The organism is Acinetobacter sp. UBA3461 (assembly GCF_002381195.1).
GTDB lineage: Bacteria > Pseudomonadota > Gammaproteobacteria > Pseudomonadales > Moraxellaceae > Acinetobacter > Acinetobacter schindleri.
In genome coordinates this window covers 207060-221898 of record NZ_DFRO01000027.1, presented here as the reverse complement: position 1 = coordinate 221898, position 14839 = coordinate 207060, and the positions used below count along the sequence as shown (strand labels likewise).

Annotated in this window: 12 protein-coding genes; 11 read left to right on the top strand and 1 reads right to left on the bottom strand. The window is 44.2% G+C overall.

Annotation, left to right across the window (positions count from 1 at the left end; all coding sequences use genetic code 11):
• Positions 1-242: 242 nt before the first annotated feature.
• Entirely contained in the window at positions 243-1589 is a 1347-nt protein-coding gene (locus B3D47_RS08465) for an alanine/glycine:cation symporter family protein (RefSeq protein WP_286861329.1), read from the top strand.
• Between the two features lie 75 nt (positions 1590-1664).
• Here B3D47_RS08465 and B3D47_RS08460 read toward each other — a convergent pair whose 3' ends face one another.
• Positions 1665-2084, bottom strand: coding sequence for a hypothetical protein (locus B3D47_RS08460; RefSeq protein ID WP_286861326.1), 420 nt, complete (start codon positions 2082-2084; stop codon positions 1665-1667).
• A gap of 187 nt (positions 2085-2271) precedes the next feature.
• Here B3D47_RS08460 and radA point away from each other — a divergent pair, with 187 nt between their 5' ends.
• From radA to B3D47_RS08410, 10 genes are all read left to right on the top strand, one after another.
• On the top strand, positions 2272-3657 hold the full coding sequence (radA, locus tag B3D47_RS08455; protein WP_004815011.1) for a DNA repair protein RadA: 1386 nt from the start codon (positions 2272-2274) through the stop codon (positions 3655-3657).
• 121 nt (positions 3658-3778) lie between these two features.
• Positions 3779-4786 (top strand): Tim44 domain-containing protein, encoded by a 1008-nt coding sequence (locus B3D47_RS08450; RefSeq protein WP_286861322.1) that lies wholly within the window; start codon positions 3779-3781, stop codon positions 4784-4786.
• A 248-nt stretch (positions 4787-5034) separates the two neighbouring features.
• Positions 5035-5379: a hypothetical protein gene (locus B3D47_RS08445; RefSeq protein ID WP_286861321.1), complete on the top strand. Its 345-nt coding sequence runs from the start codon at positions 5035-5037 to the stop codon at positions 5377-5379.
• Between the two features lies 1 nt (position 5380).
• Complete coding sequence (locus B3D47_RS08440; protein ID WP_286861318.1) at positions 5381-7156, top strand: PepSY-associated TM helix domain-containing protein; 1776 nt, start codon at positions 5381-5383, stop codon at positions 7154-7156.
• A complete protein-coding gene (locus B3D47_RS08435; protein WP_286861316.1) occupies positions 7153-7491 on the top strand; it encodes a DUF3325 domain-containing protein in 339 nt (112 codons plus the stop codon). The genes B3D47_RS08440 and B3D47_RS08435 overlap by 4 nt, the downstream gene beginning before the upstream one ends.
• Positions 7492-7588: 97 nt before the next feature.
• Entirely contained in the window at positions 7589-8113 is a 525-nt protein-coding gene (locus B3D47_RS08430; RefSeq protein ID WP_163169383.1) for a tetratricopeptide repeat protein, read from the top strand.
• Between the two features lie 304 nt (positions 8114-8417).
• Entirely contained in the window at positions 8418-9800 is a 1383-nt protein-coding gene (gene ahcY, locus B3D47_RS08425; protein ID WP_286861311.1) for an adenosylhomocysteinase, read from the top strand.
• A 191-nt stretch (positions 9801-9991) separates the two neighbouring features.
• Positions 9992-10828, top strand: coding sequence for a methylenetetrahydrofolate reductase [NAD(P)H] (gene metF, locus B3D47_RS08420; protein WP_004892076.1), 837 nt, complete (start codon positions 9992-9994; stop codon positions 10826-10828).
• Positions 10829-10934: 106 nt separating this feature from the next.
• A complete protein-coding gene (locus tag B3D47_RS08415; RefSeq protein WP_163169380.1) occupies positions 10935-11645 on the top strand; it encodes a 16S rRNA (uracil(1498)-N(3))-methyltransferase in 711 nt (236 codons plus the stop codon).
• 195 nt (positions 11646-11840) lie between these two features.
• The gene (locus tag B3D47_RS08410) at positions 11841-14717 is read left to right on the top strand and encodes a putative bifunctional diguanylate cyclase/phosphodiesterase (RefSeq protein ID WP_286861308.1); all 2877 of its coding nucleotides are present in this window, start codon (positions 11841-11843) and stop codon (positions 14715-14717) included.
• Positions 14718-14839: the final 122 nt, after the last annotated feature.

Below are 14839 nucleotides of genomic sequence, written 5' to 3'. Positions count from 1 at the left end.
ATTTTCCACTTAATCTTAAAAGTTAATTTATTTTTCTTATATAACGAATAGGCTCTCTTTAGTCGTAGAAGCTCCGGATAAATTTCCTGCATATTTGTTGTAAAAGTTCCGAAACTGTGCAAAAAATAAACCTATAAAAATGTCGTGAATAGTGCTGAGGATGAGCACGTCTGGCATGTCATTTGCTTGATTAAAATTAAGTGAACTTTAAACTAATACTCAGGACAAATAAGAAGAACTTTATGCAAAATTTACAAAGCATCATGGAAACCCTCAGTGGTTGGGTCTGGGGTCCATATATGCTGGTACTGATTGTCGGTACTGGTGTATTCCTTACTTTCCGATTACTTTTCTGGCAATTCCGCATGTTGCCACTGGCCTTTAAACAGGTTTTTGGCAAACACCCTTCCCACGAAGGCGATATTTCCCAGTTTAGCTCACTCATGACCGCCCTTTCTGCCACCATTGGTACCGGTAATATTGCAGGCGTGGCAACTGCCTGTGTCTTGGGTGGCCCAGGTGCAGTTTTCTGGATGTGGATGACTGCCCTGTTCGGTATGGCGACCAAATATGGCGAAGGCGTTCTGGCGGTAAAATACCGGGTAAAAAATGAGAAAGGTGAAATGTCTGGCGGTCCGATGTATTACATCGAACGCGGCCTGAAATGGAAATGGCTAGCCTTAATTTTCGCATTTTTTGGTGCTGTTGCCTCTTTCGGGATCGGCAGCTCGGTACAGTCTAATACTGTAGCACTGGCCGTTGAAAATGGTTTTGGTCTGGAAACCTGGATTACAGGCGTGATCATCACAGCCTTTTCTGCACTGGTGATTCTGGGCGGGATTAAATCCATTGCCAGAGCTTCTTCCTTTATTGTACCGATCATGGCGATTGGTTATGTCGCGGGCGGTCTGATCATTATTTTTAACAATCTGGAGCTGGTTGGCCCTGCCCTGAAAATGATCTTTACCTATGCATTCACCGGTGAAGCAGCGGTTGGTGGCGCCATTGGTGCAGCGATTCGCTACGGTGTAGCACGTGGTGTATTCTCGAACGAAGCCGGTATGGGTTCAGCACCGATTGCCGCCGCTGCAGCAAAAACGGATCACCCGGCTCGTCAGGGTCTGGTATCGATGACAGGTACTTTTATTGATACCATTATTGTCTGTTCGATTACCGGTATTGTGCTGGTGATGGGCTTTATCATGGCGGGCAATGATTTTGGTGGTCAAACTGGTGCGGTACTGACCATCGCTGTATTCGACAAACTGTTACCGGGCGTTGGTGGTTGGGTCGTGACTTTCGGCATTATCTTCTTTGCCTACTCCACTATTCTGGGCTGGAGCTACTACGGCGAAAAATGTGCGACTTACCTGCTCGGTGAAAAGTTTGTTCTGCCTTACCGCATTATTTACATTGCTACCGTATTCATTGGCTGTATAGCTACACTGGATCTGGTCTGGCTATTTGCCGATACTTTCAACGGTCTGATGGCGATTCCAAACTTGATCGGCTTGTTACTGCTTTCAGGTGTGATTGCCAAAGAATCGAAAGACTTTATTGCCCGACGCAAGTCTGGTGAGCTTTATTAATATAATCTAAAGCCCTAAAGAAAAAAGCCACTGTAAAAGTGGCTTTTTTTTACGGTCCCAGTGTTCTAAACAAAATCAGTTCAGACGACCTGAAAATTCATCGTCATCATGATTTTGATTAAGATTCAGAAATCCCTCACGATCTGCTTCAATCTCAAGCGCAGTTTCCAAAGATAAGACAAAAAATAGTACGCCAGGAATTTTCATTTCCCCTTCGCTATCTTCCAGATGGTCACTCAGCATTTGATAGATCGGGTTGGCTTCATCAAATGGCACATCGATATAAAGATCACCTGAATAGCTTTCAATCACACCAGGTTGTTCAATCCCCATACATGGTGCAAAAGCAATTTGGCGTTGCTCCAGCCACTCCATCAGATTCTGGCGCAGGTGATAGGAGTCAGCATCTGCATTTTCATGTTCATAATTTTCAAAATGTACAAATAATACATCACGGTCTTTTTCACGTGCGATTGCATCAATATGTTGTAGCATGTCCGGTTTCCTGTTCCCGTGATGATTAAGGTCATTATAGGGTGTATTTGATGCTCATGTAGAGTCGCAGATGCAGATACGTCACACCTTGACGTAAAACAGCGAATTTTTCAGGTGAAGATCTTGGTTTTCAGTGGCATTCACCGCTATGCTGTAGCCCTATTCCCAATCTTGTTTTTCGGAAACTATGGCTAAAGCAAAAAGTGTCTATCGTTGTGAACAATGTGGTGCAGACCATCCTAAATGGTCTGGTCAGTGCGCTGAATGTGGTGAGTGGAACAGCTTGCTGGAAGTCAACATTGCACCTGCGGTGACTCATCGTGCCCAGCCTAAAATTGGCGGCTATGCTGGTCAGGCCGCTGCGATTACCACGCTTAATAAAGTTTCCGTTTCACATGAAAGTCGCATGCCGACCGGAATTGGAGAATTCGACCGGGTTCTGGGTGGTGGTCTGGTGACAGGTTCCGTTGTACTGATTGGTGGTGATCCGGGGATTGGTAAATCGACTATTCTGCTACAAACTGCTACACATATGGCCGCGGGTAACAGTTCCGCACTCTATGTGACAGGTGAAGAATCTTTATCTCAAGTGGCATTACGCGCTCAGCGTTTAGACTTGCCAACTGAACATCTTAAAGTCATGGCAGAAACCTGTGTAGAACGCATTTGCGAAGTGCTGGCACAGGAACGACCAGCAGTTGCAATCCTCGACTCGATTCAAACGCTTTATACCGAAACCTTGCAGTCTGCACCGGGTGGCGTATCACAGATTCGTGAATCAGCAGCGCTCCTGACCCGTTTTGCCAAAAATAGCGGAACTGCCCTGTTCATTGTCGGTCATGTTACCAAAGAAGGTGCACTCGCAGGTCCGCGTGTGCTGGAACATATGGTGGACTGCGTTCTATATTTTGAAGGTCAGTCAGATTCGCGTTATCGAATGATCCGTGCGGTAAAAAACCGATTTGGTGCGGTGAATGAACTTGGTGTATTCGGTATGACCGATAAGGGCTTGCGTGAAGTCTCCAACCCTTCTGCCATTTTTCTGAGTCGTTATGATGAAGCCATTCCTGGTTCAATTGTGATGATCAGCCGCGAAGGTACACGTCCATTGCTGGTTGAAGTTCAGGCACTGGTCGATGATGCGCATGGTCAACCGCGTCGTGTGGCATTAGGTCTGGAACAAAACCGTCTGAATATGCTGTTAGCCGTAATGCATCGTCATGGCGGCGTACAAACCTCTGGTCAAGATGTCTATGTCAATATCGTCGGTGGTTTAAAGATTACCGAAACGGGTTCTGATCTGGCCGTTCTACTTGCCTGTGCATCGAGTATCCGTGGTAAAGCTCTGCCGCAGCAACTGGCTGTGTTTGGTGAAGTTGGTCTATCAGGAGAAATCCGTCCAGTACCCAATGGTCAGGAGCGTCTCAAAGAAGCCATCAAGCATGGTTTTAAATATATTATCCTGCCGCGTGCCAATGCCCCGCAGAAAGAAATTCCGGGCGTACGCTTTATTGCGGTTGCCCGTCTGCATGAAGCCCTCAGTGAAGCAATGACTTTGAGTGATGAACTGTAGGATTCAATTTATAGCACTCAGTTTGGAATTTCGGTAAAAAAATACAGTTTTTTGATTGAAATTCCATGTAAAGCCTATATAAATAGAGTGTTCAAATATATTTTTTACATAGGAAAATTGAATGGAAGTTCGACAGCGCGGTTTGATCGCGGGTTTCTTGACTGCAGCATTACTGGTTGCACCTCTAGCTGCTGAAGCAAAACGTGCCGGTGGTGGTAAAAGCCATGGTATGCAACGTTCTGCTGCGCCGACTCAGACTTATCAGCAACCCCGTCAGGCAGCTCCTGCACAACAGGCTCCGACTGCAGGTGCAGCAACTCAGCAAAAATCTGGCCCTGGTGTAGGTGGTATGGTGGCAGCGGGTGTAGCGGGTGCTGCAATTGGTGCTGTCGCAGCGAATGCTTTGGCAGATGACAACGCGGCATCTCAAGCACAAGTTGAAGCTGTTCAAGAAGAAGAACAAGGTGGTATCCCAGGCTGGATCTGGATCTTACTTGCTGCAGCTGTTGCCTTCTTCATTTTCCGTAAGATGGGCGCAAAAAAAAAAGTAACTACTAGCAATCCATTCGCTCCAAACAATGGTGCTGGTTCATCAGCACCGTTTGGTCAAGCACCTGCTGCACCTCGCGGTGGCGATAGCACCAATATCTTTGGTCAGAATGTCGATGGTCAAACACCAGGCAATAATGCCCCATTTGGTTCTGCTCCGGTAAATAACGCGCCGTTTGGTACTGCTTATACTCAAAGCGGTAGTCAGCTGCCTGATGGTACTGAACCTGCTGCCTTCTTGCGTGTTGCGCGTCAGCGTTTTAACCATATTCAGTCTATGAATACAGCGAGTAACATTTCAGAAATTCAGCGTTATCTGACACCTGACCTGTATCAGTCTATGTATAACGACATTATGACGAATCAGGATCAGGACGTTGCTGAGTTCTCTAACCTGAATGCTATGGTTGTAGATTCATCAAATGAAAATGGTCAATACGTGGTGAGCGTACGCTTTACCGGTACAGTAAGTGAAGACCTGAACAGTCTGCCACAGCCATTTGCTGAAGTTTGGCACTTTGTAAAACCTGCAGGTTCTAACCAGGACTGGTTGGTTGCGGGTATCCAGCAAGAAAGCTAAGACATAATTATTTTTAATAAAATAGCGGCCTTCGAGCCGCTGTTTTATTTTCAGTATTGGGTTCCCATGCTGTGCTTCACAATCTATTTATCCCCCTATTTATACTGCTTAAACTCACACTTCATTTTAATCATTTAAAAGATCTTTAAAAATAGTTATTTAAAATATAAACAATAATTGTTATCATTCGCATCAATGAAATTCCCACAATTAAATAGACAGTATTTTCAATGACCAGCAGTCCTCATATGGATCTTACAGCTACTGAAAAATTAGCTGTTCCGAATCCAGTCATCCGATCTAAAAAGAAAGTGCAGCCCAAACTCACGGCTTATCGCTTTATGATTTTCTACCGTTTCATACTTGCTGCTTTAGGCGGATATGCTTTAGCCACTTTTGCAGCCATGGTCATTGCTCAGTACTTCAGTGATTATCAAAGTAGTGCTGCCATATCCGCCACTATGATCGCTTTTCTTTTACAGACAGGGGCTTTCATCTGGGTATTTATGGTCAATAAAACCCTAAAAGCGACGCTGGGCATTTTGATTCCAGCTGGGTTGTTCTATATCGCTTACCAGTTTTTAGGGAAATAAGATGAGACCAGATGCAAAACCGGAAGGTCCACGCCAGTCAATGTCATGGCTGCATACTTGGGCCAGTTTAATCTTGGGCTGGCTGCTTTATGCGATTTTCCTGACAGGTACATTAAGTTTTTTCCAGAATGAAATTACTATCTGGATGAAACCAGAGTTGCACCAGTCTGTTCCGCAAGCCACCCAGATTGAACAGACCCGGGTGGCACTCGCCTATTTACAGAAAAATCATCCTGATGCGGGTAGCTGGGCCATTCAGCTACCGCATGCTCGTCAGAACTATACTACGCTCAATATCCGTGGCGCTGGTGAAGATCCTCGTGCACGCCGCGGCGGCACACGAATTACTTTGGACAGTGCAACCGGTGAAGTACTAGAAGCACGCGAAACCCGTGGTGGTGGTTTCCTGTACCGTTTTCATTTTGATTTATATGGCATGCCACGTATGTGGGCACGCTGGATTGTCGGGATTGCGACTTTACTGATGATGGTGGGAATTATCAGCGGGATTATTACCCATAAGAAAATCTTTAAGGATTTCTTTACCTTCCGCCCAGGTAAAGGACAACGTTCATGGCTAGATGCACACAATGCAACCGCGGTATTTGCACTTCCTTTCCATATTATGATTACATTCAGTGGCTTATTGCTGCTGTTATTTACCATCATGCCTTGGGGCGTAAACCAGATTTATGAAAATCGTGGTGCTTTCCTCCAAGATCAGCGTAAAACTTTAGTTCAGGATAATAGTCAGGAAGCTGAATCTCGTGCAGGTCGTAGCGAACGTGGCGGCGAAATGGCTGGACGTGGTGAAGGGCGTACTGAAGCTGAAGAACGTCGTCCTCATGGCGCTGGTGAAGCACGTGGCGAACGAGGTGAAATGGCAGGTCGCGGTGAAACACGTCGATCTCGTGACGAAAACCCCTCTGCCCGTCCAGCGCCTTTAACCGATCTGGCACCGGTTCTGGCAGCTGCGGACAAAGAATGGAATAACAATCCGGTTGGTACCATCACCATTATTCAGCCAAATACCAGCCAAGCTGAAATCGAATTACGTGCTCTGAATGGCATCAGTGTTGCCTATCGTAGCGTGTACCCAAGTCTGGAATTCAACGGCGTAACCGGTGCGCTCAAACTGGATCAAACTGAACTAAAAACACCCTCAGTCGCGAATGGCATCTATAACGTGGTGACTTCACTGCATGAAGCGCGCGGTGTGGATCTCGCCCTGCGCTGGTTACTGTTCCTGTCCGGTATTGTCGGCACATTGATGATCGCTACTGGTCTGATTCTATGGTGTGTGAAACGCGCACCGCAACAGCAGAAACAAGGCTATAAATCTTTTGGTTATCGTACGGTGGAAGTGACCAATATCGCAGCAATTATCGGTTTGCCTATTGCCTGTGCCGCTTACTTCTATGCCAATCGTTTTATTCCGGTGGAACTGGAAATGCGTGCCAACTGGGAAATCCGTACCTTTTTTATAGTATGGGTGCTGACTTTCTTCTATACCATGATCCGAACGCATCGTCAGGCCTGGTTAGAGCTGCTGGCACTGGCAACTGCTTTATTTGCCCTGCTTCCGTTTATAAATGTCCTGACCGGTGGACAGCCAATCTGGAATACTATAGCGAATGGTCAATGGGTTATTGCGAGCTTTGATCTGGCTATGTGGCTACTAGCTGTTGTGTTCTGGCTTGCCTTTAAGAAAGTGAAAAATCACCAAGGCCTGCCTGCTAAAAAAGCCAAGACTACAGCTGTGGAGACTGAAGTATGATATTCTTCTTATTCATGTGGTCTGTATCTGCACTAGGGTTTATTGCACTGGCTGCTTCGATGTCTAAACATCAAAAACAGATATTTGGCAAAGAACTGGATGCTGGCAAAACCCGACTAGCCACGCTTGCTGGCTGGGGACTGCTGATCATTGCGCTAATTTTTTGCCTGTTTAGCGGTACGATCAGCAATATGGTCAGCTATTGGCTAGGTAGTCTGACTTTTGCAGCATTAGCAGTTGGCCTGAGCCTGACTTACTTTGAATCAAAAATTAAAATAATCAGTATTGGCTTTGTGCTCATTGCATTCATTTCTAGACTAATTTGCGTATTTTAAGCTCAATTTAATTCCTTTTATAAAAAAGCCAGTCTTCAGATTGGCTTTTTTATTTTGAACCTTTTAATCTACATGCAAAGATTTTTGAGATTTTGACATGACCGAGCGTGTTTCTCCCCCTGCCACTCTGGCAAACCGCGCACTGGCAGGCAATGCCGAAGCACAATTTGAGCTTGCCGAACTATATATGCACAGCGAGCATGAAGATGACATTATCTTGGCTGAAGAATGGGCACTAAAAGCAGCGAACGGCGGTCTGGTTGAAGCCATGTACTGGCTCGGTGAAGGTTATACGGTTTATGCCAAAGAAATTGCGGAGGAAGACCCGGAAGATTCTAAAGCTCACTTTGAGTTAGCCTATTACTGGCTCAGCAAAGCCAATTTCGAAAAACACCCAGCGGCGACTTTAGAACTGGCAGGTTTTTATCGTCGTGGTGATGTGGTTGAAAAAGATATCGAAAAATCCATTGCACTAGTGAAACAGGCAGCTGAATGGGGTGAAGTCCAGGCCATGCGTGACCTTGCCTTTATTTATGCCAATGGTCTTGGTGTTGTAGCGGATGACATACAGGCAGATTACTGGACACAAAAAGCAGACGAAGCTGAGCAGGAAATAGAATAAAGAAGAAGCCCATCAGATGATGGGCTTTTTTATAAGAATTAAATTGATTTAAACTTTTAAAAGAATATTTATTTTTCAAAATATTTTGCAAATTTTCTTATTAGTCAGATATTAAACAATTTCAGATTGGAACCAAATTAATTTCCAAGTACAATACCCGGCTAGTCGAGGGATGCTGCGACGTTTTACAGGTACGAAATGTAAAAGCGCCAGGCTCGACGATCGGTCCCTCTTTTTCCAGACAGACCAACAACGGCATCCGCGAACTGAATGATCAATTATTGTTTTTTATAAGGAGATCGTGATGAACGCGGTTAATGCTTCATTTACAGATTATAAAGTTGCCGATATTTCACTGGCTGACTACGGCCGTAAAGAAATCAAACTTGCAGAAGCTGAAATGCCAGCCCTAATGGGTCTGCGTAAGCGTTACTCTGTTGCTAAACCACTTGCTGGCGCTAAAATTTTGGGTTGTATCCACATGACAATCCAAACAGCTGTTCTTATCGAAACTTTGGTAGAACTGGGTGCTGAAGTTCGTTGGACATCTTGTAACATCTTCTCAACTCAAGACCACGCTGCTGCTGCCATTGCTGCGTCTGGTGTTCCAGTATTTGCCTGGAAAGGCGAAACTGAAGAAGAATACATGTGGTGTCTTGAACAACAAATCAATGTAAACGGCACACCTTGGGATGCCAATATGATTCTGGACGATGGCGGTGACTTAACTGCACTTGTTCATGAAAAATACCCAGAAGTATTAGCGAAAATCCACGGTATTACTGAAGAAACAACAACTGGTGTTCAACGTCTGCTTGAAATGTGGAAAGACGGTTCACTTAAAGTGCCTGCAATCAATGTAAATGATTCAGTAACTAAATCTAAGAATGATAACAAATACGGTTGCCGTCACTCACTGAACGATGCCATCAAACGTGCAACAGATATGTTGTTATCTGGTCGTCGTGCGCTTGTCATTGGTTACGGTGACGTAGGTAAAGGTTCTGCACAATCGCTTCGTCAAGAAGGCATGATTGTACGTGTTTCTGAAATCGACCCAATCTGTGCAATGCAAGCATGTATGGACGGTTACGAAGTTGTATCTCCATACAAAAATGGCGTGCAAACAGGTAAGAAAGAAGATGTAAATGCTGACCTTCTTTTAAACACTGACTTGATCGTAACAACGACGGGTAACTACCACGTATGTGATGCTGCAATGCTTGATACATTAAAAGCAGGTGCTGTGGTATGTAACATCGGTCACTTCGACACTGAAATCGACACCAACTACTTACGTGGTTACAAGTGGGTTGAAGTTAAGCCACAAGTACACCAAGTGTATCGTTCAGAAAACGAAAATGATTACCTGATCCTTCTTTCTGAAGGTCGTCTGGTGAACCTTGGTAATGCAACAGGTCACCCTTCACGTGTGATGGACGGTTCATTTGCTAACCAAGTCTTGGGTCAAATGCATTTATTCGCTGAGAAATTTGCTGATCTACCTGAAGATCAAAAACAAGCAGCGATTCGCGTTGAACTTCTTCCTAAGAAATTAGATGAAGAAGTTGCGGCAGCCATGGTTGCAGGCTTTGGTGGTGTGTTAACGCAGTTAACGCAAGAACAAGCGGATTACCTTGGTGTAGCTGTTGAAGGTCCGTTTAAGTCTGACGCTTATAAATATTAATTAGCCCTCACCCCATCCCTCTCCCATAGGGAGAGGGTGAAACTCTCAAGTCATTTACATCTCAGGTTTTATTTATGACATGTAAATAATTTGATTCAAAACCCTGTGTTATTCAGTAATGAATACTCCTCTCCCTTTGGGAGAGGTCAGGGAGAGGGTGAATAAAAAGTATTTATAAAAAGGATTTAAACATGTCTAAACAGATTCCTATTTCTTTTGAGTTCTTCCCAACCAAAACTGATGCTGGTGCGGAAAAACTTAAAGTAGTTCATCAAGAACTACAATTGTTAAACCCAGAATTCTTCTCTGTGACTTATGGTGCCGGTGGTTCAACCCGTGAACGCACCTTGTCCACATTGGCTGATTTCAATGGTAAAGGGACGCCAGTTGCCCCTCACCTTTCATGTATTGGTGATAGCAAAGAACGTATCGCAGAATTACTGGATTTATATAAATCTCAGGGTATCAACCGTATTGTGGCACTGCGTGGTGATTTACCATCAGGTCAAGTCGGTTTAGGTGAATTACCATACGCGCAAGATTTGGTTCGTTTTATCCGTGAACATTCAGGTGATCATTTCCATATTGAAGTGGCAGCCTACCCTGAAATGCATCCACAAGCAGACAACTTTGACGCTGATATCAAACGTTTCTGCGAAAAAGCCCGTGCTGGTGCCAATGCTGCACTTACACAGTTCTTCTTTAATCCAGATGCGTACTTCTACTTTGTAGAACGTATCCAAAAAGAAGGGGTGAATATTCCTGTTGCACCGGGCATTATGCCAATTACCAATGCCAGCAATTTAATCCGCTTTGCCGATGGTACAGGTGCAGAGATTCCACGCTGGATTCGTAAACAATTGGCAACTTATGGTGACGATGCTGCATCCATCAAAGCATTTGGTCATGAAGTGATCGTTAAACTTTGCGAACGCCTGATTGCTGGCGGTGCACCAAGCCTGCACTTCTACACCATGAACACCACTGACCCTACACGTCAACTTGTAAAAGACTTAGGTCTTGCATAAGTTTTGAGGCGGTATTTTCCTTCCTTAATTTATCCCTTTGGGAGAAATACAGAGGGGGCGTAAAAAAATACCGTCTTGTTTTGTTCCACTTGAGAGTAATCCTTAAATGCCACGTTTTTTTATTGAAGCAGACTTAAATGTTGATTCCACGGTTGAGTTAACTGAAACCGTTTTTCATCATTGGGTGAAGGTATTACGTGCTCAAGTCGGTGAAAAAGCCACCCTGTTCAATGGGCAAGGTGGTGAATATGAAGTTGAACTTGTAGAAGTTGCCAAAAAGTCAGCTACTGTACAGGTCAATAGCTTTAACCCAAGCAACCGCATGCCAAAATTCAAAGCTTTATTGGGTCAGGTCATGAGTAAAGGCGACCGTATGGATTATGCCATTCAAAAAGCGGTTGAACTTGGTGTCTCAGAAATTCAGCTTTTAACCTCTGAGCGCTGCGAAATGCGCCTCAAGTACGATCGTGACCAAAAAAAGCTCGATCACTGGCAAGCTATTGCTACGGCAGCCTGCGAACAATGTGGTTTGAATATTGTTCCAAAAATTCTCCCTCCGATGTCACTGGAAAACTGGTTGCAAAGTGAACTTCCTCAAACCAAGCTCGTGTTGGCTCCAAACAAAGATGAAGTGGATGTTCTTTACAATGCAACGCCAGACTTGGCATTACTCATTGGCCCAGAGGGTGGACTCAGTGAGGCTGAAATCTCTGCTGCCAATACTCAGGGATTTGTGAACTGGTGTATTGGTGAACGTGTTCTGCGTACCGAAACTGCGCCTGTCGTAGCTTTATCTATTTTGAACTACAAATTTTAATTTCTCTCAATGATCAATTTTACTTTATCGCATTTGTAAAAATTTGTGGGGCTTTTGATTGATTTTTATATATTGGCACTTTAGTCTTAATAAGATAAAAATGAATGACCTATTAAATGATAAAAGTTACTTATTTAAGGGGCTTAATAAAAACAATGCAGTACCACCCTTACGTAGATTAAAGGCATCTTAATCATGATTCATAATCAGGATGATTATATTCAGCAGCAGCTAAACAGTGCACAAATCGTGAATACGATTCGTCACAGTCGATACTTTTTAATTAGTATCCTGCTGGTATGTCTTTATATCTTCTGTATTTACCAGTTACATTATCATCCGGCAGACAATTACCTGAATCTCTGGTTTATTCTTACTGAGATGGTGGTCTGCATGTGCTGGCTGATTAGTACCGTCTACTTTAAACCGAATGAGTTTAAACTGGAAACTGCTCACCGCTGGCTACAAATCCAGTGTCTACTGGTAGGTATCTGTATTTCAACCGGGATTTTTACCCTGTATGTTCATTTGCCGCGTGTAAATCCATCTTTTGAACTGATTGAAGCACTGACCCTGACTGGCTTGCTGATTATGGTGACTCAAGCTTTTGGTCTCACCTATCTCACGCAAAAACTGAGTTATTTCTGCCTGATATTCTTGCCGTCCCTGGTCCCATTCTTCTTTCTGCAGATCACGGAATCCTCTTCACTTAATCCGTTTTTCAGTCTGGCACTTAACTTTTCTGTCATTGTAATTTTGCTGTGTGCCAATAGTACTTACCGTATTCATCAACGTACTTCACGTCTATATGCGGAGAATAATCTGTTGGTGACGAATGCTGAACAGCAAGTTGCCTGGACTGATGAACTGTGTAAACAGTTACAAACTGAAGTGAATAAATCCAAAGATATTGAACTTCAGTTACAGCTTAATAATCAGCTGCTGGAACAGAAAGTGCGGGAACGTACTTATGATATCGAGCAGATAAATCTTGCCTTACAGGATCAGCATCAGAACCTGGAACTTGCGCATGAAATTGCGGGCATTCGCCCGTGGGACTGGAACATTAAAGATCGAACCATTACCCTGACTACGCATACACAAGAAAAAATCCAGCGTAGTTCTGGTGAGCATCAGGCACAACTGCATCATCTGATCCATCCGGATGATCTTCATCATTTCAAAGATATGATGAAACAGCATTTACGCGGTCAGGTAGAGCGCTATGAAGCCACCTATCGCATCCAGAATACCCAAGGGGTATGGGGCTGGGTTCATGATATCGGGCGTGTCATCAGCCGTGATCCAAAAACCAATAAACCCGTACGCATGGTCGGTATTCGCCGTGACATTCAGCAGGAACGTAATTCTCAGGAAGGATTAAAACTTGCAGCAAGCGTATTAGAGCAAGCGGCTGAAGGTATCTTTATACTTAATCAAGAGCTGAGCTATATCGAAGTGAATCCTTTTTTCGAGCAGCTCTCAGGTTTTGAACGTCAGCAAATTCTGGGCAAGCACCTGTTTGATATTACGGTAAATACCAAATCTCAGCAGCGCAGTGTACATGCCAATATCATCAAGCAGGTCATGAAGATTGGTTCTTTTGATGGCGAACTTAATGAAAAATTCTTGTCCGGCAAAGAGATGCCACTATGGCTGCATATCAATGCCATTATGGATGATGAAGGCCGTATCACCCACTATATCGGGATTGTGTCGGACCTTACTGAACGTAAGCTTCAGGAACAGCGTCTGTCTTATCTGGAAAATTATGACACCCTGACCGACTTACCAAATCGTTTCTATTATAACTATCAGCTGCACCAGTACCTGGTGACACAAAAAGATTCCATCAAGCAGATGGCGGTGATTCGGATCAATATCGACCGTTTCCGTCCGCTGAATGAATATCTAAGCAACAACGGTGGTGATGAGTTATTACGTCAGGTGGCACAGCGCTTACGCTTGACCAATGCTGAAGCCATGTTTGTTGCGCATTTGAATGGCGATGACTTTGCCATTCTATATGAAATCTCGCATATTCGCCCTTCTGTGCAGGAACATTGTGAGCATATTGCGAAAGCCTTTAGTCAGCCATTCAATATCTTTGGTCAGGACTATGAAATTACGCTTTCAATGGGGGTAGCTTTCTACCCTGATCATGGCCGTCAACTGGACTATCTCAATAACTGTGCCGAACAGGCACTGAGTGAAGCCAAGAATCTCGGTGGTAATACCATTCACTTTTATTCAAGTGAAAATACTGCCCTGCTGGAACAAGGAATTTTCATTGAACGCGATCTGCGTAAAGCCATCCAGAATGGTGAACTGATCGTCTATTATCAGCCGAAGATCAATCTTAATGACCAGAAGATCTACGGTTTTGAAGCCTTAATCCGCTGGAATCATCCGGAGAAAGGCATTATTCCACCGGGGATGTTTATTCCACTGGCAGAGCAGACCAGTATGATTTCGGAAATCGGTCAACTGGTGATACAGCAAACGGCAAAGCAAATCCGTAAATGGAATGACCAGGGTTTCCATAATATCTGTGTTTCGGTGAATATTGTGGCGCAGCAACTCCGCCGCGGCCAGTTACTGGATGATCTGGATGAAGCGATCAAACTGAGCTGTATTTCTGGTTCGAATCTAGAACTCGAAATTACCGAATCTTCATTGGTAGAAAATTCTGAAACCGTAATGAATGTGCTGAATCAGATCAAGGAACGTGACATCAACATTTCCCTGGATGACTTTGGTACGGGCTATTCGTCCCTGTCTTATCTGGCAGAGTTCCCAATCGATATTTTAAAGATTGACCGCAGTTTTGTATCCAAAATTGGTGAAGCCAAACAGGATGCTATTGTCAGTGCAATGGTTGCAATGGGCAAAGCCATGGGAATGAAAGTAGTGGCTGAAGGTATTGAGACAGAGCAGCAGCTAGATTTCCTGCATCAACTCGGTTGTGATATTGCACAGGGCTATCTGTTTTCCAAGCCACTTCCTGAACAGCAAGCGACCGAATTTCTTGAACAAAATATGACACCTGAGACTTATACCTATCAGGTATAAATCCAGACCTAAGACCAATTATTTCTTCAAAAAACGGGTGTGTTTGGCTGGGCTAAGCGCACAACTAGTGATATATTCTCCTGTATTCCGCGGTTATGTTACCTGCAATTGGGTAATTATTG